Annotated in this window: 22 protein-coding genes and 1 riboswitch; of the genes, 10 read left to right on the top strand and 12 right to left on the bottom strand. The window is 70.7% G+C overall.

What is annotated here, in order from left to right:
- Nucleotides 1-3: 3 nt before the first annotated feature.
- The 4 genes from AB0D29_RS21925 to AB0D29_RS21910 are packed head-to-tail and all read right to left on the bottom strand — an operon-like array spanning nucleotide 4 to nucleotide 8,041.
- Nucleotides 4-1,779: a GAF domain-containing protein gene (locus tag AB0D29_RS21925; protein WP_362856410.1), complete on the bottom strand. Its 1,776-nt coding sequence runs from the start codon at nucleotides 1,777-1,779 to the stop codon at nucleotides 4-6.
- 24 nt (nucleotides 1,780-1,803) lie between these two features.
- A complete protein-coding gene (gene cydD, locus AB0D29_RS21920) occupies nucleotides 1,804-5,466 on the bottom strand; it encodes a thiol reductant ABC exporter subunit CydD (protein ID WP_362856408.1) in 3,663 nt (1,220 codons plus the stop codon).
- Nucleotides 5,467-5,515: 49 nt separating this feature from the next.
- Nucleotides 5,516-6,517, bottom strand: coding sequence for a cytochrome d ubiquinol oxidase subunit II (gene cydB / locus AB0D29_RS21915; RefSeq protein ID WP_362856406.1), 1,002 nt, complete (start codon nucleotides 6,515-6,517; stop codon nucleotides 5,516-5,518).
- An 18-nt stretch (nucleotides 6,518-6,535) separates the two neighbouring features.
- The gene (locus AB0D29_RS21910; RefSeq protein ID WP_362856404.1) at nucleotides 6,536-8,041 is read right to left on the bottom strand and encodes a cytochrome ubiquinol oxidase subunit I; all 1,506 of its coding nucleotides are present in this window, start codon (nucleotides 8,039-8,041) and stop codon (nucleotides 6,536-6,538) included.
- A gap of 190 nt (nucleotides 8,042-8,231) precedes the next feature.
- Here AB0D29_RS21910 and AB0D29_RS21905 point away from each other — a divergent pair, with 190 nt between their 5' ends.
- Nucleotides 8,232-8,600: a cyclophilin-like fold protein gene (locus AB0D29_RS21905; RefSeq protein WP_351290081.1), complete on the top strand. Its 369-nt coding sequence runs from the start codon at nucleotides 8,232-8,234 to the stop codon at nucleotides 8,598-8,600.
- 42 nt (nucleotides 8,601-8,642) lie between these two features.
- On the opposite strand, the gene hisC is transcribed toward AB0D29_RS21905, so the two are convergent.
- Nucleotides 8,643-9,722: a histidinol-phosphate transaminase gene (gene hisC / locus AB0D29_RS21900; protein WP_030707773.1), complete on the bottom strand. Its 1,080-nt coding sequence runs from the start codon at nucleotides 9,720-9,722 to the stop codon at nucleotides 8,643-8,645.
- A gap of 361 nt (nucleotides 9,723-10,083) precedes the next feature.
- On the opposite strand from hisC, the gene AB0D29_RS21895 reads away from it, so the two are divergent.
- The 3 genes from AB0D29_RS21895 (at nucleotide 10,084) to AB0D29_RS21885 (ending at nucleotide 13,620) form a co-directional block, all read left to right on the top strand.
- Complete coding sequence (locus AB0D29_RS21895; protein ID WP_327414982.1) at nucleotides 10,084-11,199, top strand: LacI family DNA-binding transcriptional regulator; 1,116 nt, start codon at nucleotides 10,084-10,086, stop codon at nucleotides 11,197-11,199.
- 215 nt (nucleotides 11,200-11,414) lie between these two features.
- Complete coding sequence (locus tag AB0D29_RS21890) at nucleotides 11,415-12,653, top strand: metallophosphoesterase (RefSeq protein ID WP_362856583.1); 1,239 nt, start codon at nucleotides 11,415-11,417, stop codon at nucleotides 12,651-12,653.
- Nucleotides 12,654-12,801: 148 nt separating this feature from the next.
- Nucleotides 12,802-13,620, top strand: a complete 819-nt coding sequence (locus tag AB0D29_RS21885; RefSeq protein WP_362856402.1) for a hypothetical protein — start codon at nucleotides 12,802-12,804, stop codon at nucleotides 13,618-13,620.
- 139 nt (nucleotides 13,621-13,759) lie between these two features.
- Here AB0D29_RS21885 and thiC read toward each other — a convergent pair whose 3' ends face one another.
- On the bottom strand, nucleotides 13,760-15,547 hold the full coding sequence (gene thiC / locus AB0D29_RS21880; protein WP_351591864.1) for a phosphomethylpyrimidine synthase ThiC: 1,788 nt from the start codon (nucleotides 15,545-15,547) through the stop codon (nucleotides 13,760-13,762).
- A riboswitch (TPP riboswitch) is annotated at nucleotides 15,541-15,686 on the bottom strand. Its footprint overlaps the gene before it by 7 nt.
- A 39-nt stretch (nucleotides 15,687-15,725) precedes the next feature.
- Here thiC and AB0D29_RS21875 point away from each other — a divergent pair.
- A complete protein-coding gene (locus AB0D29_RS21875) occupies nucleotides 15,726-17,186 on the top strand; it encodes a YibE/F family protein (RefSeq protein WP_362856400.1) in 1,461 nt (486 codons plus the stop codon).
- Between the two features lie 10 nt (nucleotides 17,187-17,196).
- Here the strand turns inward: AB0D29_RS21875 and AB0D29_RS21870 are convergent, their stop codons facing one another.
- The 4 genes from AB0D29_RS21870 to AB0D29_RS21855 form a co-directional block, all read right to left on the bottom strand.
- Nucleotides 17,197-17,646, bottom strand: a complete 450-nt coding sequence (locus AB0D29_RS21870; protein WP_351290094.1) for an SsgA family sporulation/cell division regulator — start codon at nucleotides 17,644-17,646, stop codon at nucleotides 17,197-17,199.
- A gap of 97 nt (nucleotides 17,647-17,743) precedes the next feature.
- Entirely contained in the window at nucleotides 17,744-18,490 is a 747-nt protein-coding gene (locus AB0D29_RS21865) for a helix-turn-helix domain-containing protein (protein ID WP_362856398.1), read from the bottom strand.
- Between the two features lie 293 nt (nucleotides 18,491-18,783).
- A complete protein-coding gene (locus AB0D29_RS21860) occupies nucleotides 18,784-19,008 on the bottom strand; it encodes a DUF5326 family protein (protein ID WP_362856396.1) in 225 nt (74 codons plus the stop codon).
- A gap of 143 nt (nucleotides 19,009-19,151) precedes the next feature.
- Complete coding sequence (locus AB0D29_RS21855; protein WP_319721218.1) at nucleotides 19,152-19,469, bottom strand: cupin domain-containing protein; 318 nt, start codon at nucleotides 19,467-19,469, stop codon at nucleotides 19,152-19,154.
- A gap of 89 nt (nucleotides 19,470-19,558) precedes the next feature.
- On the opposite strand from AB0D29_RS21855, the gene AB0D29_RS21850 reads away from it, so the two are divergent.
- The 5 genes from AB0D29_RS21850 (at nucleotide 19,559) to AB0D29_RS21830 (ending at nucleotide 23,227) form a co-directional block, all read left to right on the top strand.
- On the top strand, nucleotides 19,559-19,939 hold the full coding sequence (locus tag AB0D29_RS21850) for a phage holin family protein (RefSeq protein WP_362856394.1): 381 nt from the start codon (nucleotides 19,559-19,561) through the stop codon (nucleotides 19,937-19,939).
- An 11-nt stretch (nucleotides 19,940-19,950) separates the two neighbouring features.
- Nucleotides 19,951-20,451 carry a low molecular weight protein-tyrosine-phosphatase gene (locus AB0D29_RS21845; RefSeq protein WP_362856392.1) on the top strand — a complete coding sequence of 167 codons (501 nt, stop codon included), beginning with the start codon at nucleotides 19,951-19,953 and terminating at the stop codon, nucleotides 20,449-20,451.
- Nucleotides 20,448-21,605 (top strand): cystathionine gamma-lyase, encoded by a 1,158-nt coding sequence (locus tag AB0D29_RS21840; RefSeq protein ID WP_362856390.1) that lies wholly within the window; start codon nucleotides 20,448-20,450, stop codon nucleotides 21,603-21,605. The genes AB0D29_RS21845 and AB0D29_RS21840 overlap by 4 nt, the downstream gene beginning before the upstream one ends.
- Nucleotides 21,606-21,781: 176 nt before the next feature.
- A complete protein-coding gene (locus AB0D29_RS21835) occupies nucleotides 21,782-22,687 on the top strand; it encodes a LysR family transcriptional regulator (RefSeq protein ID WP_362856388.1) in 906 nt (301 codons plus the stop codon).
- Between the two features lie 60 nt (nucleotides 22,688-22,747).
- Nucleotides 22,748-23,227: an NUDIX hydrolase gene (locus tag AB0D29_RS21830; RefSeq protein ID WP_362856386.1), complete on the top strand. Its 480-nt coding sequence runs from the start codon at nucleotides 22,748-22,750 to the stop codon at nucleotides 23,225-23,227.
- A gap of 32 nt (nucleotides 23,228-23,259) precedes the next feature.
- Here the strand turns inward: AB0D29_RS21830 and AB0D29_RS21825 are convergent, their stop codons facing one another.
- Nucleotides 23,260-24,447, bottom strand: a complete 1,188-nt coding sequence (locus AB0D29_RS21825; RefSeq protein WP_362856384.1) for a globin domain-containing protein — start codon at nucleotides 24,445-24,447, stop codon at nucleotides 23,260-23,262.
- Nucleotides 24,448-24,589: 142 nt separating this feature from the next.
- A complete protein-coding gene (locus tag AB0D29_RS21820) occupies nucleotides 24,590-25,240 on the bottom strand; it encodes an HAD-IB family phosphatase (RefSeq protein ID WP_362856582.1) in 651 nt (216 codons plus the stop codon).
- Nucleotides 25,241-25,355 lie beyond the last annotated feature (115 nt).

Here is a 25,355-nt window from a genome sequence, read left to right as displayed (position 1 = left end):
ACCTCAGAGCGGGGCTTCCCAGACCAGGGTGGTCCCGCCGCCTTCCTCGCCGATGCCCGGGCCGTACGAGCTCGCGCCGCCCAGCGACTCGGCCCGTCGGCGCAGATTGCGCAGCCCGCTGCGCCGGCCCCCTTCGGGGATGCCCACCCCGTCGTCGGCGACCTCCAGCCGGACACCCGGCCGGCCGTCGGCGAGCGTGATCGTGGAGTCGAGGACCACCTCGATCCGGGACGCGTCGGCATGGCGAAAGGCATTGGACAGCGCCTCGCGCAGCGCGGCGATCAGGTTCTTGCCGACCAGCTCGTCGACGACGGTGTCGATCGGGCCGAGGAAGCGGTGCGCGGGCTTGAAGCCCAGGGGTACGGCGGCCATGTTGATCTCGCGCAGCACCCGGGTGCGCAACCCGGACGGGGCCTCCGCCGGACCCTGCTGGAGGGCGAAGATGGCCGTGCGGATCTCCTGGATCGTCACGTCCAGTTCGTCCACGGCCTTGCCCACGCCGTCGCGGACCTCGGGAACGATGGACCGGCGCTGGGCGCCCTCCAGCATCAGGCCGGTGGCGAAAAGCCGCTGAATGACCAGGTCGTGCAGGTCGCGGGCGATCCGGTCCCGGTCCTCGAACACGGCCAGCCGCTCCCGGTCGCGCTGCGCCTCGGCCATCATCAGGGCGAGCGCCGCCTGCGAGGCGAACTGAGTGGCCAGGGTCCGCTCGGCCTCGCTGAACGGGCGCTCGCCACGCCCCCGGGGAGTGACCAGCGCGCCCAGCACCCGCCCGCCGCTGTGCAGGGGCAGCATCATGCAGGGCCCGTACTGACTGGTCAGCTTGCTCATCGTGCGGGGGTCGGACGAGGCGTCGTCCACGAAGACCGGCTCGCCGTGCAACAGGCTGTCCACCACCGGGCTCTCGGCCGGGATCACCACGCCGAGCGAGGTGGCCGGGTTCTCGGCCGAGACGGCGACGATCTCCATCCCGCCCTCCTCGGCCGGCAGCAGCACGATTCCCGCGGAGGAGTCGGCCAGCCGGCGGGCCTGTTCCGCCACCACCGCGAGGGCGTCGTCCGCGTCCCCGCCGGACAGGAGGGCGGTGGTGACGGCCACCGAGCCGTCGATCCAGCGCTCGCGCTGGGTGGCGGCCTCGTACAGCCGGGCGTTGCCGATGGCGATGCCGGCCTCGGTGGCCAGGACCCGGACCATGTGGACGTCGTAGTCGTTGAACTCCCCGCCGCCGTTCTTCTCGGCGAGGTACAGATTGCCGAAGATCTCGCCCTGCACCCGGATCGGGACACCGAGGAAGGTCTTCATGGGCGGGTGGTGCGCCGGGAACCCCGCGGAGCGCGGATCCTTCGTCAGGTCGGCGAGCAGCACGGTGTCGGAATGTGAGATCAGCGCTCCGAGCAGGCCCCGCTTCCCGTCCGGACGGTGTCCGATCTTCCGGGCCAGCTCCGGGTCGATCCCGTGGGTGACGAAGTCCGAAAGCCCGCGGCCCTCCGTGTCGACGACGCCGATCGCCGCGTAGCGGGCGCCCGCGAGCTCGGCCGCGGTCTCGCAGATGCGGTCCAGCGTGGAGTGCAGCTCGAGGCCGGTCCCGACCGACCGCATCGCCTCCAGCAGTTGCGGTACCCGGGCCGTGAGCTCGGTGGACAGGCCCTGCAGGCTCCTGGTGGCCTCGGTGGCGGTCACCAGCGGGTCCGACGTCACGGGCACGACCGGTGTGACCGGGGAGGGATCCGGCAGCGGATCCGGGGAATCCGGCGACTGTTGCGACTGCTGCGCTGACATGCTCTTGAGACTAGTTAGTCCCCATTAGCGGGGAAAGTTGGCCAAAGTCCCGTCCGTAGCCCTTTCCCGTTCCAGCAGCCTGCGCAGCGGTCCCTCGGCCACGGCCAGCTCCGCGTACGCGCCCCGCTGCACGACCTCGCCGTGGTCCAGCACGAGCACCTCGTCGACCGCCGCCAGGCCGGCCAGTCGGTGCGTGATCAGCACGGTGGTCCGGCCCTCGGTCGCGGCCAGCAGGTCCGCCGTCAGGGCGTCCGCCGTGGCCAGGTCCAGGTGCTCGGCCGGCTCGTCCAGGACCAGTACGGCGAAGTCGGCGAGCAGCGCCCGGGCCAGGGCCAGGCGCTGGCGCTGACCGCCCGAGATCCGCTCGCCGTGCTCGCCGACCAGGGTGTCCAGGCCGTCCGGAAGTCCGTCGGCCCACTCCAGCAGCCGGGCCGCGGCCAGCGCGTCCCGCAGTTGCTCCTCGCTCGCCCCGGTCCGGGCCAGGCGCAGGTTCTCCCGCACCGAGCTGTCGAAGATGTGCGCGTCCTGGGCGCACAGGCCCACGAGCGCGCGGACGTCGTCGCCGTCGAGGGTGCGCGCGTCGGTCCCGCCCAGGGTGTAGGCGCCCTCGCGCGGATCCAGGAAGCGGAGCATGACCTGGGCCAGCGTGGTCTTGCCGGAGCCCGAGGGGCCGACGACGGCGATGCGGCGGCCGGCCTCCAGGGTCAGGTCCAGCCCGTGCAGCGCGTCGCGGTCCTGGCCGGGGTGGCGGGCGGCGAGCCCCGTCAGCCGCAGCGGGAAGGGCGAGGCCGGCGCCGCGGCGGGCTGCTCCGGCTCGGCGACCGGGACCGGCGCGTCGATGACCTCGTAGACCCGCTCGGCGCTGCGGCGCACCCGCTGGCGGTACTGGACGGCGAGCGGAAGTCCGTTCACCGCCTCGAAGGCGGCGAGGGGCGTGAGGACCGCGACGGCCATGGCCACCCCGGTCAGCCGTCCGTCGTGGACGGCGTTCGCGGCGACGGCCGCGGCGGCCACGACGGTGAGCCCGCACACGAGGGCGGACAGCCCGCCGCCCAGCCCGCTCGCGGCGGCGCCCCGCGCGGCGATGCGGGTCAGCAGGCCGTCGCTCTCGCGCGCCCGGCCCTCGCGGTCCTCCAGGGCACCGGCCACGGTCAGCTCCGCGGTGCCGGTGAGGAGATCGGCCACCCGGGTGGCGAGCTCGCCCCGGGCGGGCGCGAGCCTGCGCTCCGCCCGGCGGGCGCAGGCTCCACTGACCAGCGGCACCCCGATACCGGCGGCGAGCAGCCCGGTGGCGAGCACAGCTCCGGCCTCGGGAAGCAGCCAGGTGGTGAAGGCGACCGAGCCGGTTCCGACGAGCACCGCGGTGCCGACGGGCAGCAGCCAGCGCAGCCAGTAGTCCTGGAGGGCGTCGGCGTCGGCCACCAGTCGGGCCAGCAGGTCCCCCCGCCGGTGCTCGCGCAGCCCGGCGGGTGCGATGCGCTCCAGCCGCCGGTAGACGGACACCCGCAGATCGGCGAGCATCCGCAGCACCGCGTCGTGGGAGACGAGCCGCTCCGCGTACCGGAAGACGGCACGGCCCATCCCGAAGGCCCGGGTGGCCGTGACGGCCACCATCAGATAGAGCACGGGCGGCTGTTCGGAGGCCCGTGAGATCAGCCAGCCGGACACGGCCATCAGGCCGACGCTGCATCCGACGGCCAGCGCCCCCAGCAGCAGCCCGAGCCTGAACCGTCCCTGCCAGGCCTTGGCCACCGCGCGCACCCGGCGCAGCGGATCGGCCCCGCGCGCGTCGGTCCCGCCGCCGGCCCGCACCCGCTCGGGCGCGGAGCCGAGGATCCACTCCCCGGCGTCCGGGCCGCGGTCGCCGGGGGACGGCAAGGCCCCGTCACGGGAAGCGCCCGGGTGGGGGAGCGGCCCCTCAAGGTCCGGCCCCGCAGGAAGAGCACCCTCGGGAAGAGCACCTTCGGGAAGGGCGCCATCGAGGCGAGGCCCCTCGGCAAGGGACCCCTCGAGGTGGCGCCCGTCGGCGAGGAGTTCAGCCAGCCCGCCCGCCGCCATCGGGACCACCCGGTCCGCGACGGCGAGCAGCGCCGGCCGGTGCACGACCAGCAGTACGGTCCGCCCTGCGGACAGCCGCCGGACCGCGTCCACGATCCCCGCCTCGGTCTCGCCGTCCAGGGCCGCCGTCGGCTCGTCCAGGAGCAGCACGGGCCGGTCCGCCAGGAAGGCGCGCGCCAGGGCCAGCCGCTGCCGCTGCCCGGCGGACAGTCCCACGCCGCCCTCGCCCAGCAGGGTCTGCGCCCCGCGCGGCAGCGCGGTCACGAACTCCCAGGCCCCGGCGTTCTTCAGGGCCTCGGCCACCTCGCTGTCGCCGGCCCCCGCGCGGGCCAGCCGGACGTTCTCGGCGATCGTCCCGGCGAACAGGTGCGGCCGCTGAGGCACCCACGCGACCTGCTCGCGCCAGTGCGCCGGCGACAGCTCGGCCAGGTCCACGCCGGCGATCCGTACCCGCCCCGCAGTCGGGGTCACGAACCCCAGGAGCACCTGGAGCAGTGTGGACTTGCCCGCGCCGCTCGGGCCGGTGAGGGCCACGCACTCCCCCGGCGCGACGGTCAGCGAGACCGGCCCGGGGGAGTCCTCGCCCCGGCCCTCGTAGCGGACGGCGACCCCGTCGATCTCGATCCGCAGGGGGGCGCCGGCGGGCAGCTCGGCCGTCCCGGCCGGACCGGTGGCGGGGGTCTCCAGGATCTCGAAGATCTCCTCCGCGGCCGCGAGTCCTTCCGCGGCCGCGTGGTACTGCGCCCCCACCTGCCGCAGCGGCAGGTACGCCTCGGGCGCCAGGATCAGGATGACCAGGCCGGTGTAGAGGTCCAGTTCACCGTGGACCAGTCGCATGCCGATGGTCACGGCGACCAGGGCCACCGACAGGGTCGCCAGCAGTTCCAGCGCGAAGGAGGAGAGGAAGGCGATGCGCAGGGTCCGCATCGTCGCGCGCCGGTAGTCGTCGGTGATCTTGCGGATCGACTCGGCCTGCGCCTTGGCCCGGCCGAAGACCTTCAGCGTGGGAAGGCCGGCCACCACGTCGAGGAAGTGCCCCGACAGCCGGGACAGCAGCCGCCACTGGCGGTCCATCCGGGACTGGGTGGCCATGCCGATGAGCACCATGAACACGGGGATCAGGGGCAGCGTGACCACGATGATGGCCGCCGACACCCAGTCCTCGGTGACGATGCGGGCGAGGACCGCCACCGGCACGACCACCGCGAGTCCCAGCTGGGGCAGGTAGCGGGAGAAGTAGTCGTCGAGCGCGTCCACACCCCGGGTGGCCAGTGACACCAGCGACCCGGTCTTCTGCCCGGTGAGTCCGCCGGGGCCGAGGTCCGCGGCCCGGTCCAGCAGCCGGCCCCGCAGTTCCGATTTGACCGCCGCGCTGGCGCGGTGCGCGGCCAGTTCCGTCAGCCAGGCGATCAGGCCGCGCCCGAGCGCCACTGCCGCGAGCAGCAGCAGCGGCGTCCGGAGCGCTTCGCCGCCCAGGCCCTTCTCGAAGGCTCCGACCACGATCTCGGCGATCAGCATCGCCTGACCGACGACCAGCCCCGCCCCGACGAGCCCGAGGGCCACGACCGCGCCCAGGAAGAGGCGGGTGGAGCGGGCGTACCGAAGCAGGCGCGGGTCGATCGGTTTCACGTGAAACATCCCCCAGGGGAGGGTCGGACGGGCGGGGTGTCGCGGGAACTCAGTGCACGTCGACGATGTGCTGCGTACCGATCCGCTTGCGGAACACCCAGTACGTCCAGCCCTGGTAGAGGAGGACGAGCGGGGTGGCCACGGCCGCGCACCAGGTCATGATCTTCAAGGTGTACGGGCTGGACGAGGCGTTGGTGACCGTGAGGTTCCAGGCGTCGTTCAGCGAGGACGGCATGACGTTCGGGAAGAGCGTCAGGAAGAGCATCGCGACGGCCGCCGCGATGGTGACCCCGGACAGTGCGAAGGACCAGCCCTCGCGTCCCTTCAGGTTGGTGCCGAGCGCCCCGAGCAGTGCCAGCACGGCGACGGCCATCGCGATCAGGCTCTTGCCGTCGCCGCGGGAGAGCTGGGTCCAGGTCAGGAAGACCAGGGCCAGCACGGCGGTGACGACGCCCAGCCCGGTCGCGAGCTTCCGCGAACGGTCCCGGATGTCACCGACCGTCTTGAGCGAGGTGAAGACCGCGCCGTGGAAGGTGAAGAGGGTGAGGGTGACCAGTCCGCCCAGGATCGAGTAGACGTTGAGCAGGTCGAAGAGGCTGCCGACGTACTCCATGTCCTCGTCGATCTTCACACCCCGGACGATGTTGGCGAAGGCCACGCCCCACAGGAAGGCGGGGATCAGCGAGGTCCAGAAGATCGCGTGTTCCCAGTTGCTCTGCCACCGGTCCTCGGGGCGCTTGTGCCGGTACTCGAAGGCGACGCCGCGGATGATGAGGCAGACCAGGATGAGCAGCAGCGGCAGGTAGAAGCCGGAGAAGAGGGTGGCGTACCACTCGGGGAAGGCGGCGAAGGTCGCACCGCCCGCCGTGAGCAGCCAGACCTCGTTGCCGTCCCATACGGGCCCGATGGTGTTGATCAGGACCCGCTTCTCCGTACGGTCGCGGGCGAGCAGCTTGGTCAGTACGCCGACTCCGAAGTCGAAGCCCTCCAGGAAGAAGTAGCCGGTCCACAGGACGGCGATGAGTACGAACCAGACGTCGTGGAGTTGCATGGTGCGGTCTCCTCAGCCTCAGTACGAGAAGGCCATCGGCCGGTCGGGGTTCTTGTCGTCCCCGCCGATCTTGGTGGGCGGGTTGAGATCGGCCTCGGTGAGCTCGGGCGGTCCGGCCTTGACGTACTTGACGAGGAGCCTGACCTCGATGACGGCGAGCACCGCGTAGAGGAGGGTGAAGCCGATCATCGAGGTGAGCACCTCGGCCTGGGAGACGTTCGGCGAGACCGCGTCCCGGGTGCGCAGGACTCCGTAGACCACCCAGGGCTGGCGCCCCATCTCGGTGAAGATCCAGCCCCACGAGTTGGCGATCAGCGGGAAGCCCATCGTCCAGAGCGCGACGATCCAGTACAGGTTGGCGAACTTCGGGCTCAGCGCCTTCTTGAAGAGGACCAGGTTCGGGACCTCGTCCTCCCCGGTCCGCAGACCCGGCGGCAGCATGAACTTCTTGCGGGTCAGCCACAGGCCCAGCACGCCGATGCCGAGCGAGGCCATGCCGAAGCCGATCATCCAGCGGAAGCCCCAGTAGGCGACCGGGATGTTGGGCCGGTAGTCGCCGGGGCCGTACTTCTCCTGCTCGGCCTTGTTCACGTCGTTGATGCCGGGGACGAAGGAGGTGAAGTCGTCGTTGGCCAGGAACGAGAGCAGGCCGGGAATCTCTATGGCCACCTTGTTGTGGCCCTTGTCGACGTCGCCGTAGGCGAATACGGAGAAGGGCGCGGGCGCCTCGCCGTCCCACAGCGCTTCCGCGGCGGCCATCTTCATGGGCTGCTGCTTGTACATCACCTTGCCGAGCAGGTCACCGCTGATCGCCGTGCCCATGCCGGCAATGATCATGACGATCAGGCCGAGTCGCAGCGAGCTCCGCATCACGGGGACGTGCTTCTTGCGCGCCAGGTGGTAGGCGGAGATTCCCGCCATGAACGCGCCGCCGACCAGGAAGGCGGCCGTGATGGTGTGGAAGAACTGGGTGAGCGCGGTGTTCTGGGTCAGGACGAGCCAGAAGTCGGTGAGCTCGGCGCGGCCCCGCTCCTCGTTGATCCGGTACCCGACCGGGTGCTGCATCCAGGAATTGGCCGCCAGGATGAAATAGGCGGACAGGACGGTGCCGATGGACACCATCCAGATGCAGGCGAGGTGGATCTTCTTCGGCAGCTTGTCCCAGCCGAAGATCCACAGGCCGATGAAGGTCGACTCGAAGAAGAAGGCGATCAGCGCCTCGAAGGCGAGGGGAGCCCCGAAGATGTCGCCGACGAATCGCGAGTAGTCGGACCAGTTCATGCCGAACTGGAACTCCTGGACGATGCCGGTGACGACACCCATCGCGATATTGATCAAGAAAAGCTTGCCCCAGAACTTCGTGGCCCTGAGGTACTTCTCCTTCTCGGTGCGCACCCATGCGGTCTGCAGGCCGGCCGTGAGCGCGGCCAGCGAGATCGTCAGGGGCACGAAGAGGAAGTGATAGACGGTGGTGATGCCGAACTGCCATCGCGCCAGAGTCTCCGGCGCCAAAGCTAGGTCCACGTCCTCGTCTCCTTCGCGTCGCCGTGGTCACGCGGCAGTCTGCCTGTTGTGTCCCACTCAATCCGGGAAAAAACGGGACACGCTTGTGAACGCGTTCACATTCACAAGCATTATGTCGTACCACCGTCGGCGACCTTCAGGCGGGGTACCCCTCTAGCCAATCCATTCAACAGATTGTTGAATGCGGCTCATGCAGATACGGATCTCCTGGCCTGCGGGCCAGCTCACCGCGACCCTTGACGAGACCCCGACCAGCAAGGCGCTGGCCGGGGCCCTTCCGATCTCCGCCTCCGCCAACACCTGGGGCGAGGAGGTCTACTTCGACACCGGCGTCTCCGTGGCCCTGGAACACGACGCCCGGCAGGTCGTCGAGCCGGGCACGGTCGCGTTCTGGACCGAGGGCGACGCGCTCGCCCTGCCCTACGGCCCCACGCCCATCTCACGCGGAGGCGAGAGCCGCCTGGCGAGCCCGTGCAACGTGCTCGGCTCGTTCGACGGCGACCCCCGCCTGCTCTCCACCGTCCGCGACGGCGATCCCATCCGCGTGGAACTGGCCTGACCGGCCCCTGCCGGGTCCGGCCGCCAGGACAACCACGGCCGCCTACAGCTCCTTGAAGAACGCCTCCGCCGTGTGCAGGAAGAGGTCGTTCGCCTCGGTCTCACCGATCGTGACCCGCAGGCCCTCGCCCGCGAAGGGCCGGACCACCACACCGGCCTTCTCGCAGGCCGCCGCGAACTCGGCGGTCCGCTCCCCCAGCCGCATCCACACGAAGTTCGCCTGGGTGTCCGGCACGGACCAGCCCTGGGCGAGCAGCGTCTCGTGCACCCTCGCACGCTCGCCCACCAGCGCCCCGACGCGGCCCATCAGCTCGTCCTCGGCGCGCAGCGAGGCCACCGCCGCATCCTGCGCCAGCTGGCTGACGCCGAACGGCATGGCCGTCTTGCGCAGCGCCGCGGCCACCGGCTCGTGCGCGATGGCGAAGCCGACCCGCAGGCCGGCCAGCCCGTACGCCTTGGAGAACGTACGCAGCACGGCCACGTTCGGGCGGTCGCGGTAGAGCTCGACGCCGTCCGGGACGTCCGTGTCGCGCACGAACTCGCGGTACGCCTCGTCCAGGACCACCAGGACGTCCGAGGGCACCCGGTCCAGGAAGCGCTCCAGCTCGGCGCGGCGCACCGCGGTGCCGGTGGGGTTGTTCGGGTTGCAGACGAAGATCAGCCGGGTCCGGTCGGTGATCGCCGCCGCCATGGCCTCCAGGTCGTGCACGTCCCCGTCGGTCAGCGGGACCTGCACCGAGGTCGCGCCCGAGATCTGCGTGAGGATCGGGTACGCCTCGAAGGAGCGCCAGGCATAGATCACCTCGTCGCCCGGGCCGGCCGCCGCCTGGATCAGCGACTGGGCCACGCCGACCGAGCCGGTGCCCGTGGCGATGTGCTCGACCGGAACCCCGAAGCGCTCGGCGAGCTCGTTCACGAGGCCGGTGCAGGCCATGTCGGGGTACCGGTTGAAGCTGCCGGCCGCCGAGACCGCGGTCTCCAGCACCCCCGGAAGCGGCGGGTACGGGTTCTCGTTCGACGACAGCTTGTACGCGACGGGCCCTCCCGCGGCAGCCGGCTTCCCGGGCTTGTACGTCGGAATGCCGTCCAGCTCGGCGCGCAGCTTCGGGCTCTTCTCGCTCACCGCAGGTCCTCCTCGACCGTCCCGTCCGACGTCGCCGTCGACTCAATACTGCTCACCTTATGAGGATTCCGCCGTTCCGAGAATGGGGGCGCCTGGAATGCGGGGGAGCGCGCGCATATATGCGCGCGCCGGTGGCCTGCGCCGTGGCGCGCGTCCCTCGTGCAGGTGAGTTGAGACCGTCCCGAGACCACACCGTTTTGGCATGCCCGGACCCGCCGACAAGCTCCACCCTCACTCTTAGCGATCAAATACCTTCATTTCCAAGGTCATTGGGGGTGGCGAACCATGCGGAATCGTGCCTGTCAACGCGTGCATATGCACCCGGACCACCCACCCCACCGAGCCCTACTATCGGCTCGCCATGACAGCAGCAGGGAAGCATCAGGTGAGCCGGACCGAGACCACCCGGCGGGCCGCCGGCCGACAGGGCCGGGCCGGCATCAGGGACGTGGCCGCCGCGGCGGGCGTCTCCATCACGACCGTCTCCGACGCGCTCAATGGCAAGGGGCGGCTGCCGGACGCCACCCGCCGCCACGTTCGCGAGGTGGCCGACCGACTGGGCTACCGCCCGTCGGCCGCCGCCCGCACCCTCCGTACCGGCAAGTCGGGCCTCATCGGCCTGACCGTGACGACGTACGGGGATGAACCTTTCACCTTCACCGAATTCGCCTACTTCGCCGAGATGGCCAGGGCCGCCACCTCGGCCGCGCTCGCCCGCGGCTACGCCCTCGTCATCCTCCCCGCCACCTCCCGCCACGACGTGTGGTCCAACGTCGCCCTCGACGGCACCGTCGTCATCGACCCCTCCGACCACGATCCCGTCGTCACCGAACTGGTCCGCCAGGGCCTGCCCGTGGTCTCCGACGGCCGCCCCGCAGGCTCCCTCCCCGTCACCGCCTGGGTCGACAACGACCACGAAGCCGCCGTACTCGGCCTGCTCGACCACCTCGCCGCCGCCGGCGCCCGCCGGATCGGGCTGCTGACCGGCACCACCACCGACACCTACACCCGGCTCTCCACCACCGCCTACCTCAACTGGTGCGAGCGCGTCGGCCAGGACCCCGTCTACGAGTCCTACCCCGCCCACGACCCGTGCGCGGGCGCCGTCGCCGCCGACCGGCTCCTCGCCCGACCCGACCGGCCCGACGCCGTCTACGGGCTCTTCGACCCCAACGGCACCGACCTGCTCGCCGCCGCCCGGCGCTACGGCCTGCGCGTCCCCGAGGACCTGCTGCTCGTCTGCTGCAGCGAGTCCACCGTCTACGCCAACACCGAACCGCCCATCACCACGCTCTCCCTCAAACCGCGCCGCATCGGCACCGCCGTCGTGCAGCTGCTCATCGACGCGATCGAGGGAGTGGACACCGGGCGACCCGTCGAACAGGTCGTCCCGACCGAGCTCATCATCCGTACCTCGTCGCAGCGCAGGCAGCCGCGTACGACCGTCAGTCCGCCCCGTTCCCCGGCCAAGGACTGACCGCCAGACCGTCCGGTCGGCCTGTCGAGGACCCGGCCGAGCATTTCAGCAACACCGATATCGGTAGAAAACGGTAGGAACGATCGGCTCCGCAAAGGATTCACCACCCCTGGTGCGTCACAGAGCGCGAGCCGCATTCCTATGATGGGCGCACGACATCACGGACCCTCCTCCCCGGAGGTCAGGAGGGTCCGCAGGTGTACGGCAGCGCGACGGTGGTGGAGGGGTCGATGACTCAGGGGGCCGGTCAGGGACCCGCGATGCGGACGGACACGCTGCGGGACTTCCGGGTTCCAGCCACCGAACCCGCCGCCTACGCCGGGAATCCCGGCGAGGCTCCCGTCTACGGCGAGTACCCGGCGTACTACGACGACGGCACGCCGAGCGTGCCGGCCGTGCCGCCGCAGCCCGGCTACGCGCCGGCGCCGACCGCGCCGACCGCAGCACCGCCGACCGCGCCGCCGGCCTCGCATCCCGTGCACGCGACGAGCCACACCCCCGAGGACGACGACTTCGAGGGCTACACCCCGACCCACCGCGACCTGCCGATCATCGGCCGCGGCGCCCTCGGCGGTCCCGGCGACACCGTCCAGGTCCAGTACGTCCCGCAGGAGGCCGCAGCCGACGGCCCTGGCCCGCTCTACGTCGTCGGCGACGTCCACGGCTACCTCGACGAGCTCGTCACCGAACTCCACGCCCAGGGCCTCATCGACGCGGAACGCCGCTGGTCCGCCGGCAACGCCCGGCTCTGGTTCCTCGGCGACTTCACCGACCGCGGCCCCGACGGCATCGGCGTCATCGACCTCGTGATGCGGCTGTCCGCCGAGGCCGCCGCCGCCGGGGGCTACTGCAAGGCCCTGATGGGCAACCACGAGCTGCTGCTCATCGGCGCCAAGCGGTTCGGCGACACCCCCGTCGTCTCCGGCGCCGGCACCGCCACCTTCCAGGCCGCCTGGCTCCTCAACGGCGGCCAGCGCTCCGACATGGATCGCCTGCAGGACGTACACCTGCAGTGGATGTCGCGGCTGGACGCGGCCGTCCTGGAGGAGGGCCACCTGCTGCTCCACTCCGACACCACGGCCTACCTCGACTACGGCGACTCCATCGAGGACGTCAACGACACCATCCACGAGCTCCTCAACCGGGGCGACGCCGACATCACTTGGGACCTCTTCCGCAAGTTCACCAAGCGGTTCGCCTTCCGTGACGAGGGGACCGGCCCGCAGGCCGTTCGCGAACTGCTCGGCACCTACGGCGGAAGCCGCGTCGTGCACGGGCACAGCCCCATCCCGTACCTGCTCGGCGAGGTGGGCACCGAGGACGGGGACGAGACGCGCGGCCCGGAGGCCGTGGACGGCCCGCACGTGTACGCGGAAGGGCTCGCCATCGCGATGGACGGCGGGGTGACGATGGCGGGCAAGCTGCTTGTCGTACAACTCCCTCTGAGCGACTGAGAGCTTACGCATAGGGGTATTTCCGGAAAGCCCCTGTCACGGCGTGGTGCGGGCGCTCTACCATCGCTCTATCCGTAGCAGGCTCTCCTCCGTTTGTGCCGGTGCCCCGTTCTACGCGGGGATACCGGCTTCCACGGAGCATCGGGGGATGCACATGACCAGCGCTCCGCACCTGCTGACCGAAGACCGACCAGAATTCGACCGGCTCCTCGACGAGGCGCTGCGCACCGCGAACGAACGGCCCGAGCTCGCCACCCTCGGCGAACGGCTGAACGCCGAACAGCTGCGCACCATGGCCCAGGGGGCCAGCGCACTGCTGGCGGCGGCGGCCGCCGCCGAGTACGGCCACTACGTGAAGGTCCGCGAGGAACGACGCGACGAGGTGCTGTCCACACCCGGCGCCGCGGGGGACGAGGACGGCGGACAGGGCATGGGCGGCGGCGCGGGCGTCAGCGCCGTGGTCGCGGTCCTCGCGCCCGTCCTGGCGGGCACGGCCATGCTGATATTCCTGCTCGTGGGCTACAGCCTGAAGCTGATCGAGCCCGAACCCGCCTTCGCCGAGACGATGCTGACGGCGGGCTGGCTGTTCGGCGCGCTCACCGTGGCGGCGCTGCTGTTCGCGGTGATCGGGCTGCTGGTGACGGCCGTCCGCAACAGCTCGACCGAAGTGGTGGCGGACGAGACCGAGGCCGTACCCGACGAGGTGGCGCGGGCCCGCGAGGCCTGGCGGCACGCCCTGCTGGAGCGGGGGATCATGCCGTTCCTGCGGGACGCGCTGGCCGATCCGAGCGCGGGGCCGGGCTTCCCGACCCCCAGAACGCCGGCGGCCGGGCGCATCCCCAACCTGGGTTACTCCCGGCCCGACTTCACCAGTCCCGGATCCCCCTCGGAGGGGCCCCGCCCCGGCTACACGCCCCCGGACTTCACCAGCCCGGACTTCGGCGGCCCGGAGCAGCGGCCGGAGTAACCGCCGGGGCTCGTGGCGCCCCGCGGACCCGCCGTGCGCCACGAGCCACGGTGGACCCGTACCTCGTGGTCGCCTCACGCGGCAGGCGCCGCCCCGGCCCGACAGGCCATGGAGCGGCGCCCTCCGCTCGTGCGTCGCGTCAGTCCGCCAGCGGCAGGTAGACGCGGTTGCCCGAGGCCGCGAACTCGGCGGACTTCTCCGCCATGCCCGCCTGGATCTCGTCGGCCTTCAGGTCACCGCCGTGCTCGCGGCGGATGTCCTGCGAGATCTTCATCGAGCAGAACTTCGGACCGCACATGGAGCAGAAGTGCGCGGTCTTGGCCGGCTCGGCGGGGAGGGTCTCGTCGTGGAACTCGCGGGCCGTGACCGGGTCGAGGGCCAGGTTGAACTGGTCCTCCCAGCGGAATTCGAACCGCGCGTCCGACAGCGCGTCGTCCCACTCCTGGGCACCGGGGTGCCCCTTGGCCAGGTCGGCGGCGTGCGCCGCGATCTTGTAGGTGATGACGCCGGTCTTCACGTCGTCGCGGTTCGGCAGGCCCAGGTGCTCCTTGGGCGTGACGTAGCAGAGCATCGCGGTGCCCCACCAGGCGATCATCGCGGCGCCGATGCCCGAGGTGATGTGGTCGTACGCGGGTGCGACGTCCGTGGTCAGCGGGCCGAGCGTGTAGAACGGCGCCTCCTCGCAGATCTCCTGCTGGAGGTCGATGTTCTCCTTGATCTTGTGCATCGGGACGTGGCCCGGGCCTTCGATCATCGTCTGGACGTTGTGCCGCTTGGCGATCGTGTTGAGCTCGCCCAGCGTCTTCAGCTCGGCGAACTGGGCCGCGTCGTTGGCGTCCGCGATGGAGCCGGGGCGCAGGCCGTCGCCCAGCGAGTACGTGACGTCGTACGTCGCGAGGATCTCGCAGAGCTCCTCGAAGTTCGTGTAGAGGAAGTTCTCCTTGTGGTGCGCGAGGCACCACGCGGCCATGATCGAGCCGCCGCGCGAGACGATGCCGGTCTTGCGGCGGGCGGTCAGCGGCACGTAGGGCAGCAGCACGCCGGCGTGGACCGTCATGTAGTCGACGCCCTGCTCGGCCTGCTCGATGACCGTGTCCTTGTAGATCTCCCAGGTCAGGTCCTCGGCGCGGCCGTCGACCTTCTCCAGCGCCTGGTAGAGCGGCACCGTGCCGATCGGGACGGGGGAGTTGCGCAGCACCCACTCGCGGGTGGTGTGGATGTTGCGGCCCGTCGAGAGGTCCATGACCGTGTCGGCGCCCCACTTGGTCGCCCAGGTCATCTTGTCGACCTCCTCCTCGATGGAGGAGGTGACCGCGGAGTTGCCGATGTTGGCGTTGACCTTCACCAGGAACCGCTTGCCGATGATCATCGGCTCGATCTCGGGGTGGTTCACGTTCGCGGGAAGCACCGCGCGACCTGCGGCGATCTCCTCGCGGACGACCTCGGGGGAGACGTTCTCGCGGATCGCGACGTACTCCATCTCCGGGGTGATCTCGCCCCGGCGGGCGTACGCGAGCTGCGTGACGGCGGCGCCGCCACGGCCCCGGCGGGGCTGGCGCGGGCGGCCCGGGAAGACCGCGTCGAGGTTCTTGAGGCCACCGCGCGGCGAGGTGTGCTTGATGCCGTCGTCCTCGGGGCGCACGGGACGGCCCGCGTACTCCTCGGTGTCGCCGCGGCCGATGATCCAGTTCTCCCGCAGCGGGGCGAGGCCCCGGCGGACGTCGGTCTCGATCTGCGGGTCGGTGTACGGACCGGACGTGTCGTAGAGCGTCACGTCCTTGCCGTTGGTGAGGTGGACCTGGCGGACCGGCACCCGGATGTCGGGGCGGGAGCCCGCGACGTAGCCCTTGTGCCAGCCGGGCTGGCGCTCGGTCTGGCCGTCGGCGTCCTGGCTGACGGCAGGCGTGCGTGCGTCCTGAATGGTCATGAGACCTATCTCCCTACGCCGGCATTACCCGGTAACAGGTTCGGCGGTCGACGCAGCCTCCTCCCGTACGCATCCGTGATGCGCGTACGGTGATCAGCGTCCTCTCAGCCCGGTGCTCCGAGCTCCCGCGTTGTGCAAAGGTGCCCCCACGCTAGCGTCATCCATGGCGTGCTGAACAGTGGGCCCCCTCATCTCTTGCGATGATCTGCTGGTGACGCCCTCGCCGCAGCCCCCCACCGAGCCCACACAGCCCCATGGCCACAACGGCCACGAGCACCACGGCCCCGGGCACTCCGCAGAGCACTCGTCCGGGCCGTCCGCCGGCCCCTCCGGCGGTCATTCGCACGGTCACGGTCACAGCCACGGGCACGGCCCGGCGGCCCCCGTCTCGAAGCACCTGCGCAAGGTCATCGCGGCCGTACTGATCCCCTTCGCCACCGCCGTCCTCATCGGCATGGTGGTGCTCTGGCCGGGCGGCGCCCCCGGCCACGAGCGCACGGGGGTGGGCTTCGACCGGCAGACGCAGCAGGGCAAGGTCGTCTCCCTCGAACACGTCGACTGCAAGTCCGTGAACGCCGCGCAGGTACCGCCGACCGCCGACCCCACCACGCCCGAGGGCCGCGAGGCCCAGGCGGCGCAGACCGGGGAGTGCGCGAAGGCCACCGTCGAGGTCGGCACCGGCCCGGACAAGGGCCGCACCTTCGTGGAGATCGTCCAGCCGGGGGCGCCACGGCAGTTGACGGACGGCCAGGAGGTGGTCGTGGCGTACGCGCCGGACGCCCCCCGCGACCTCCAGTACTCCGTGATCGACGTGAACCGCAAGATCCCCCTGGCGGTACTGGCCGGCATCTTCGCGGTCGCGGTCGTCCTCGTCGGGCGGATGCGCGGGCTGTTCGCCCTGATCGCGCTGATCGTCAGCTTCGGCGTGCTGACCCTCTTCATCCTCCCGGCCATCCTGCAGGGTTCGAACCCGCTCGTGGTCGCGGTGGTCGGGGCGAGCGCCATCATGCTGATCGCGCTCTACATGTGCCACGGCCTGACCGCCCGCACCTCGGTCGCCGTCCTCGGCACCCTCGTCTCGCTGCTGCTGATCGGTCTGCTGGGCTCGGTGTTCATCGACTGGGCGTCCCTCACCGGCAACACGGACGACAACACCGGGCTGATCCACGGGCTCTACCCGGACATCGACCTGAGCGGTCTGCTGCTCGCGAGCATCATCATCGGATCGCTGGGCGTACTCGACGACGTGACGGTCACCCAGACCTCGGCGGTCTGGGAACTGCACGCGGCGGACCCCTCGATGGGGCCGCGCGGCCTGTACCGGGCGGCGATCAGGATCGGCCGCGACCACATCGCGTCGGTGGTCAACACCCTGGTGCTGGCCTACGCGGGTGCCGCACTGCCGCTGCTCCTGCTGTTCTCCATCGCGAACAGCAGCATGGGCTCGGTGGCGAACAGCGAGCTGGTCGCGGTGGAGATCGTACGGACCCTCGTGGGCTCGATCGGACTGGTGGCCTCGGTCCCGGTGACGACGGCGCTGGCCTCGCTGGTGGTTTCCGCCGACCGGCCGGGATCCCCGAACGTCACGCCGGCCTCGCCGCCGGTCCGCGGCGGCCGGGGCCGGCGGCGCAAGCGCTGAGGGTGGTGGGTCAGCCGGCGTTCTGCTCGTTCTGCTTCGACTCGGCCAGGATCTTGCCGAGCGCCTCGTCGAGGTTCTCCTCGAAGTCGCCCAGGTTCCGCTCCTGTCCGAGCGGTACGAGCCGGTCGGTGCGGTCGAGGAACGCGACGAGCGGCGCCGCGCTGGCGCGGAACAGGGCCCTGTCGCCGCCGACCTGCAGCCGGATGTGGACGTCGGACAGGTCTTCCGGAGTGGTGGGGGCGATGTGCACATCGCCGTCACCGCACGGCTTGTTGATGCCGTCGAGGAGGAGCTCCCGGCCGAACGCCCAGGTCACGGGCGCGTCTCCGGGAAGGTGGAAGGTCAGCCGGACCGCGTAGGGATCACGGGCGTCGTACCGGAGTTCCACCGGAATCCTGAACGAGAGCTCCTCGGAAACGAGGAAACTCATCATGACCTCTGCCTGTACCGACTCGCGCATTGCCTACCCCGCTGTAGTGGAAGTGGCCAGGAATGATCCCCCAGGCTCCTCTTGACAAGAGTGGTGGAAGCGCTAGCAGATCACAAGGAGTGAGTTTTCAGATACTGATAGAGAACGAGAGGGTGCTCAACAGCGCGCCTACTTCACTCCGTAGCCGATCGACTACATAGAGCAATCGATCTTCCTGGTGCAAGGGTAGAGAAATCGCCATGGTTGCGGCGGTATCGCCCGCTGTGATGGGGATGGCCGCACAGACTGTGCCAAGCGCATATTCCTGGCGTTCGGTTACTGGCTGCATTCGCCCGAGGGCCCCGATCCGGTACTCCAGGGACCGGAGATCCCGCACGGTATAAGCGGTGATCGGCTCGACCGGATGACGGTCGTAATGGTCCTTGCGCATTTCCTCGTCGAGTTGTCCGAGCAGGCACTGTCCGATGGCGTGAGCATGGCCGGTCGCACGGAAGTCGGCCCACTCCTCGCAGGCCGGGCTGGCCTGGGTGTCGGAAACGCCCACGACCTCGATCTCACCCTCGCGGTAGACCGCGAAGTAGACGGGGGCCCCGACCGCGTCGCGGAAGTGCGCGAGGGAGTCGAGGATCATGCTGCGACGTTTCTGCTGGAGTCCCCCACCGGCGAGCCGACCCGCGGCGTCGCCCAGGACGAAGACCCCGCCCTCCCGGCGCAGATAGCCCTCGTGCGTGAGGGTGCGCAGCAGGTGGTACGCGGTGGGAAGCGGGAGCCCGGCCTCGCGCGCGAGCTGTTTCGCCGGCGCTCCCTCGCTATGGGACCCCACTGCTTCGAGGAGTCTCAGCGCCCTCTGCACCGAACCGATCAGTGTCGGCACACCGGCATTGTGAACCGGAGACAAAGCTCACCCCCAGGTGTGGCGGCGGGCCTTCGGCGAGACCCACCCTGCGGGGGCCGCCCCCGCGTATGCCGTGGCCCCTGGGGGTCGTACTCGGCGGCTCGTTGGCTTCGCCGCAGGTCAGAGCGGCAGTACCGGGTTTCGGTGCCCAGGGATCGGCGCAGATTGCCACTCTATCCGCCGATTCCCGGGATGTGAGCGGTTTAGCACTTCACGTTCCCTCACCTGGCTTAATCCCGGAACCACCCGGCTCGTCCGGTTCCGCCCTCCTCCTACCAGTCGCCGGAGGAGGACTTCGTACGGCCGCCGACCTTCTTCACGACGAACACCAGGCCGGCGACGAGGCCGATGAAGAGGAGCAGCTTGAAGACGAACCCGATCAGCACGCTCAGGACGGTGGTGATCACACCGCCGAACACGAACAGCGCCAGCAGCGGAACGGCGACCCACTTAACCCACCAGGGCATGCCTGCGAATGTCTCTCGGATGCCGTTCATGTCCTCGACCTCTTCCTCGTCCGTGACTTCCTGCTCTCGATGCTAGGAGTCCACGGCCCCGGATCGGGGCCCGCGAGCCCCCGGAGTCCCCTGACCCTCCCCTTAGGGGAACCGGAGCGGCGACCCCCAGACCTCCGGGGCGCTCAGCTCTCCGGCGGGGAGAACACCACCATCACCTTCAGGTCCTCGGTGATGTGGTGGAACTTGTGCGGGACGCCCGCCGGGACGTAGACGACGCTGCCGCGCGCCACGGTGGTCGTCTCCTCCCCGACGGTGATCGAGGCGCGGCCGCTCACGACGAAGTACACCTCGTCCTGGCGGTGCGGCTGCTGCGGATCGACCTGCCCGGCATCGAGCGCGTACAGCCCGACCGACATGTTCCGCTCGCGCAGGAACTGCAGATAGGCGCCGTCGTTGGCGGCCCGCTCGGCTTCGAGCTCGTCAAGCCGGAACGCTTTCATCGTGGTTGTGCCCCTTGTGTTCGGTAGCGCCGTCGCATCCGCTGATCTGCGGATGTCCCACCGGGATCATCTCTGCCACGATCAGACACATGATGAATTTCGTAGTCAAGACGCTCGCCAACGCGGCGGCCCTGGCCGTCGCCGTCTGGCTGCTCGCCGGCATCACCCTCGACGACGGCAGCAGTCTGGGCCGCCGGACGCTCACCCTGATCCTGGTCGCACTGGTCTTCGGCCTGGTGAACCTGCTCGTCAAGCCGTTGGTGAAGCTGCTCTCGCTGCCGCTGTTCGTCCTCACCCTGGGCCTGTTCACCCTCGTCGTGAACGCCTTGATGCTGCTGCTGACCTCGTGGCTGGCCTCGAAGCTCGACCTCAGCTTCCACGTGGACGGGTTCTGGACCGCGCTCCTCGGCGGTCTGATCATCTCCATCGTCTCCTGGGCCGTGAACATGGTCCTGCCCGACAAGAACTGAACGGGACTTCCATGACGCCCATGTACCGCGTGTGCTTCGTCTGCACGGGGAACATATGCCGCTCCCCCATGGCCGAGTCCGTCTTCCGCGCCCACGTGACGCGGGCCGGCCTCGACGGCCTGGTCGAGGTGGACAGCGCCGGCACCGGCGGCTGGCACGAGGGTGACGGCGCCGACCCGCGCACCGTCTCCGTCCTGGAGGCCGCGGGCTACGAGCAGGACCACCGGGCCCGGCAGTTCCGCGCCTCCTGGTTCGACCGCCTGGACCTCGTCATCGCGCTCGACGCCGGACACCTGCGGGACCTGCGGGCGCTCGCACCCACCCCGCAGGACGCCGCCAAGATCCGGCTGCTGCGGTCCTACGATCCGGCGGCCGCGGCCGCGGAGACCGACGTACCGGATCCCTACTACGGGTCCCTCGACGGGTTCGAGGAGTGCCTGGAGCTGGTCGAGGCGGCGAGCCCCGGTCTGCTGGACGCCGTACGCGAGGCCGTGAAGGAGCACACCGCGTGAACGAGTACGCCCCCGAAGGAACCGCCGAGGCGATCGGCGACGGCACGCGCGCGGTCCGCGCCGGACTGCCGGAGCCCGTGAAGAACGAACCGACCCTGCCCGGACCGGTCTTCGCCGCCCACTTCCACCTGCCGGGCGACGTCGAGGGCCCGTACGCCTACGGCCGCGACACCAACCCCACCTGGACCCTGCTGGAGCGGGCGATCGGGGAACTGGAAGCCCCCGGCGAGGAGGTGGACACCATCGTCTTCGCCTCCGGCATGGCGGCCGTCTCCGCCGTCCTCCTCTCCCAGGCTCGCACCGGCGACACCGTGGTCCTGCCCGACGACGGCTACCAGGCGCTGCCCCTGGTGCGGGAGCAACTGGAGGCGTACGGGATCCACGTGCGCACCGCCCCGACCGGCGACGACGCCCAGCTCGCGGTCCTCGACGGAGCCCGGCTGCTGTGGATCGAGACCCCGTCCAACCCCGGGCTCGACGTGTGCGACGTACGGCGCCTCGTGGACGCGGCGCACGCCGGCGGGACGCTCGTCGCCGTCGACAACACCCTGGCCACCCCCCTCGGTCAGCGACCCCTGGAACTCGGGGCGGACTTCTCCGTGGCAAGCGGCACCAAGGGCCTCACCGGCCACGGAGACCTGCTGCTCGGGTACGTGGTCTGCCGCGACCCGGAGCTCGCGGCGGGCGTCCGGCGCTGGCGCAAGATCGTCGGTGCGATCGCGGGCCCGATGGAGGCCTGGCTCGCCCACCGCTCCCTGGCCACGATCCAGCTGCGCGCGCAGCGCCAGTGGGCCAACGCCCTGGCGGTCGCCGAGGCGCTGGCCGGCCGCCCCGACGTCACCGGGCTGCGCTACCCGGGGCTGGCCACGGACCCCTCGCACAAGACGGCCGCCCGGCAGATGCGGGGCTTCGGCTCGGTGGTCTCGTTCACCCTGTCCGACCGTGCCCACGCGGAACGCTTCATGTCCGCTCTGCACCTGGTCGAGGACGCCACGAGTTTCGGTGGAGTGCGGTCCACCGCCGAGCGGCGCGGACGGTGGGGCGGCGACGCCGTGCCGGAGGGGTTCATCCGCTTCTCCGCCGGGGCCGAGGACACCGAGGACCTGGTCGCGGACGTGCTGCGGGCCCTCGACCGCGCAGACCGCGCCGGCTGAGCAGGCCCTGGACGGACGGTCCGAGCCTCCCCCCTCGTGGCTCGGACCGCCCTGGGTTCCGCGCGCGAAGAACCACGCGACAAGGCTAATTGACTCTGCGTCAGAGTCCAATCACGGTAACGACAGGGGCCTATCGGCATATTTATAGTTGAAGGCCCCCACCGAGAGGTGCCGCGATGGACCTGGCCCTGCTGCGCACCTTCGTCGCCGTCCACCGGGCCGGCTCGTTCACCCGCGCCGCCGCCCTCCTGGGGCTGTCCCAGCCGGCCGTGACCTCGCAGATCCGCACCCTGGAGCGGCAGTTGGGGCGGCCCCTCTTCCACCGCCGGGCCCGTGGTGTCACCCCCACCGCCGTGGGCGACGAACTGGCCCACAAGGCCGCCCCGCACCTCGACGCCCTGCTGCGGATCACCGAGTCCGAGCGGGAGGCCGCCGGTGCGTCGCGCACCCTCCACGTCGCCGGGCCACCCGAGTTCCTGGGCCTGCGCGTGCTCCCCGCCCTGGCGCCCCTCGTCGGCCAGGGCCACACCCTGCGCGCCACCCTGGAGACCGGCGCCGAAGCGACCCTGGACGGGCTCGCCGCCGGTCACCACGACCTCGTCGTCACCACCGCCCATCCGCGCGGCGGGCTCTTCACCGTCACCGCCCTGTGCGACGAGGAGCACGTCCTTGTCGCCGCGCCCTACTGGGCCGCCCTCGTCGGCACGGGGCGGCTGTGCGAGGAGGGTCCCGCCGCTCTCGACGGCATCCCCGTCGTGGAGGTCCACGAGACCCTGCCGCTCGTCACCCGCTACTGGGCCGCCGTCTTCGACACCCCGCCCGATGCCCGGTCCCTGGCCGCCACCGTGGTCGCCCCCGACCTGCGGGCCGTACTGGAGTGTGTCGGGGCCGGCGCAGGACTCGCCGTCCTGCCCCGCTACCTGTGCCGGGAAGCCCTCGACAGCGGCCGGATCGTGGCCCTGGCCGAGCCCTCCGTGCCGCCGCTGCGCACCTGGTTCCTGGTCGTGCGGACCGGGAGCCTCGCCCTCGCCCACCTCGCGCGGGCGCACGACCGGCTGGTGGACGCCGCCGTGCACTGGTGAGCCCCTCTTTTCCGGCCCGTGGCGCGTTTCAGAAGGGGAGCGGTGGGCCACTCTTCTCCCATGACCGAACGTCCCGTGGTCAAACGCACCGCCCGCGCGATCCTGCTCGACGGTGACGACCTGATCCTCATCAAGCGCACCAAGCCCGGCGTCGATCCGTACTGGCTCACCCCCGGCGGGGGAGTCGAGTCCTCGGACGCCACCGTCACCGACGCCCTCCACCGCGAGGTCCACGAAGAACTCGGCGCGAAGATCACCGATGTGGTGCCCTGCTTCGTCGACACCGTCGAGCACATCGCCGACAGGGGGGTGACCGGCGTGAAGGTGCAGCACTTCTTCGTCTGCCGCCTCGAATCGATGGACCCGAGCCTTCGTCACGGCCCGGAAATCGACGAACCCGAGGGCGAGTACGAGATCGTCCGCGTGCCCTTCAGCCGTGTGGGCATCGCCGCCGTCCATCTCGTCCCGCTGTCCCTGCGGCACTACCTCGACGGCAACATCGAGGGCGTACGCGCCATGCACGCTCCCGACCTGGGCTGAGCCCGGCCGAGACCGGCGGCTGCCCGCCGGTCTCAGCCGGCGATGCCCACCAGTTCCTCGACGGCGTCGTGGCGGATCCGCTCGCCGGGGATGCCGATCCTAAGGAGCTCGTCCACCCCGCTCCGGATCATCGCCGGGGGCCCGGAGACGAAGGCGTCGTACGAGCTCCACGGCCCGTGTTCACCCACGGCCTGGGGCAGTTGCCCGGCCAGCCCGTCGCCCACCACCGGGCGCACCGACAGCCACGGATGCGAGCGCTGCAGCCCGAGCAGCGTGTCCTTGTCGTAGAGATCGCTGTCGCTGCGCGCCCCGAAGAACACCTCCACCGGCCGGCGCTCGCCGTGCTCGGCCACGTCCTCGATCAGCGCCTTGATCGGGGCGATGCCGGTGCCGCCGCCCAGGCACAGCATCCCGTTGTCCGTGGTGTGGTCCACCACCATCGACCCGGCCGGCGGCCCGAGGCGCAGCACGTCCCCCGGGCGGGCGTGGCGCACCAGCGCGTTGGAGACCCAGCCCGCGGGGACGGCCTTGACGTGGAACGACAGCAGCCCGTCGGCGCGGGGCGCCGAGGCGAAGGAGTAGTGCCGCCAGACCCGCGGCCACCACGGGGTCTCCAGGCTCGCGTACTGGCCGGCCAGGAAGGCGTACGGCTGGTCGGGACGAACCGTCAGCACCGCGATGTCCGAGGTGCGCAGATCGTGGGAGACCACCTCCGCGTGCCACCACGCGGGGGCCTTCACCTCGTCCTCGGCCGCCGCGTCGATCATGATCTGGGAGATCGCGGTGTACGCCCGCACCCACGCGGCCTCGGTCTCCGGCCCCCAGCTGTCGGCGGCGTACCGGGCCAGCGCCCCGACCAGGGCCTCGCCGACCACCGGGTAATGGCCGGCCATGGTGCCGTACTTGCGGTGCCCCGTGCCCAGTCGGCGCAGGTAGGGGGCGAGTACCTCAGGATTGTCGATGTGCTCGGCGGCGGTCAGCAGCGCCTTCAGCAGCCTGTCGCGCTGCGTGTCCATGGCGGCGGGGAACATGCCCCGCACTTCGGGGTGCCCGGAGAAGACCAGCGCGTAGAAGTACGAGGTGACCTTGTCGGCGATGGGGGCGATCTCCGCGAGGGTCCGACGGATGAGCACGGCATCCGGTGAGGGCTCGGCCGCACCGCCCTCGCCGGGTATCCGGGCCGATTCGCGTCTGGCCGATCTGGTGGGCGGAGCGTCCATGCGGTGCCTCGCTTCGAGCATCTCGGTCGGTCTGCACACGCCACGGTCTGTGAATCCGTGGTTCCGGGTTCCACAGCGTGCCAGCCGGTTCAGAGGCCGGTGGGGAAATGCGGAAAATCCGCGTTTCGAACCCACTTTCCTCCTAAGATGCCTGAACTCCCGGGCGTGCCACCCCTACGAGCTGGTATGCCTCGCGCAGGTCCCGGCCCTGGTAGACGTGGGTCGCGCGCTCCGCCAGATAGGGCCGTGCGTTGACCGCCACCGACACCGGCACCACGTCGAAGAGCACCGAGTCGGTCACCGAGTCCCCGTACGCGACGCAGTCGCCCCGGCTCACGCCGAACTGCTCGCACAGCCGGTCCGCCACCGTGACCTTGGCCTCGGGCGTGAGGAGCCCGGCGGCCTCCACGGGCCGGGTGAACGGCACCTCCGGGAAGACCGAACCGTGCGCGGTGTGCGCGCCCCACTCCAGCAGCAGCTCCACGAAGAAGGACGGCGACAGGGAGATCACCGCGCAGTAGTCCCCGCGCTCCCGGATCTCCCGCCAGACGTCCCGGATTCCCGCGAGCCAGGGGGACCCGTCGAAGGCCGCCCGGACATGCGCGGGCGTGAGTGCGGTCCAGAGCGTGTGGACGGCCACCGCGAACTGGTGCGGCCCGATCTCACGCGCGCCGAAGGCCCGTTCCAGCGCGGCGATCTCGGCACTCAGACCGAGTTGGCGGGAGATCTCGACCGGCGCGGACGAGCCGTACATCAGCGTGCCGTCGAGGTCGAAGAGGTGCAGGCGGGTCATAGCCATCGAGATTAGTGGCTTGGTTTCACGTGAAACAGCGTGTTTCACGTGAAACAGGGCTCTGTGGTCATCATGGGGAGGCGGTCGTGTTTCACGTGAAACATCTCCCCACAAA

The sequence above is a fragment of the Streptomyces sp. NPDC048424 genome (genome assembly GCF_040651555.1).
Lineage (GTDB): Bacteria > Actinomycetota > Actinomycetes > Streptomycetales > Streptomycetaceae > Streptomyces.
The sequence above is the reverse complement of the archived record's forward strand: the minus strand, read 5'-3'. Positions and strand labels throughout refer to the sequence as shown.

What these genes read in the sequence shown, in the direction of transcription:
- AB0D29_RS21905 (WP_351290081.1), top strand. Translation starts at nt 8,232, where the DNA reads ATGCAGATACGGATCTCCTGGCCTGCGGGCCAGCTCACCGCGACCCTT.
- AB0D29_RS21885 (WP_362856402.1), top strand. Translation starts at nt 12,802, where the DNA reads ATGCACATGACCAGCGCTCCGCACCTGCTGACCGAAGACCGACCAGAA.
- AB0D29_RS21855 (WP_319721218.1), bottom strand. Translation starts at nt 19,469, where the DNA reads ATGAAAGCGTTCCGGCTTGACGAGCTCGAAGCCGAGCGGGCCGCCAAC.
- AB0D29_RS21825 (WP_362856384.1), bottom strand. Translation starts at nt 24,447, where the DNA reads ATGGACGCTCCGCCCACCAGATCGGCCAGACGCGAATCGGCCCGGATA.
- AB0D29_RS21850 (WP_362856394.1), top strand. Translation starts at nt 19,559, where the DNA reads ATGATGAATTTCGTAGTCAAGACGCTCGCCAACGCGGCGGCCCTGGCC.
- AB0D29_RS21870 (WP_351290094.1), bottom strand. Translation starts at nt 17,646, where the DNA reads ATGCGCGAGTCGGTACAGGCAGAGGTCATGATGAGTTTCCTCGTTTCC.
- AB0D29_RS21845 (WP_362856392.1), top strand. Translation starts at nt 19,951, where the DNA reads ATGACGCCCATGTACCGCGTGTGCTTCGTCTGCACGGGGAACATATGC.
- AB0D29_RS21925 (WP_362856410.1), bottom strand. Translation starts at nt 1,779, where the DNA reads ATGTCAGCGCAGCAGTCGCAACAGTCGCCGGATTCCCCGGATCCGCTG.
- AB0D29_RS21835 (WP_362856388.1), top strand. Translation starts at nt 21,782, where the DNA reads ATGGACCTGGCCCTGCTGCGCACCTTCGTCGCCGTCCACCGGGCCGGC.
- AB0D29_RS21820 (WP_362856582.1), bottom strand. Translation starts at nt 25,240, where the DNA reads ATGACCCGCCTGCACCTCTTCGACCTCGACGGCACGCTGATGTACGGC.
- AB0D29_RS21895 (WP_327414982.1), top strand. Translation starts at nt 10,084, where the DNA reads ATGACAGCAGCAGGGAAGCATCAGGTGAGCCGGACCGAGACCACCCGG.
- AB0D29_RS21860 (WP_362856396.1), bottom strand. Translation starts at nt 19,008, where the DNA reads ATGAACGGCATCCGAGAGACATTCGCAGGCATGCCCTGGTGGGTTAAG.
- thiC (WP_351591864.1), bottom strand. Translation starts at nt 15,547, where the DNA reads ATGACCATTCAGGACGCACGCACGCCTGCCGTCAGCCAGGACGCCGAC.
- AB0D29_RS21830 (WP_362856386.1), top strand. Translation starts at nt 22,748, where the DNA reads ATGACCGAACGTCCCGTGGTCAAACGCACCGCCCGCGCGATCCTGCTC.
- cydB (WP_362856406.1), bottom strand. Translation starts at nt 6,517, where the DNA reads ATGCAACTCCACGACGTCTGGTTCGTACTCATCGCCGTCCTGTGGACC.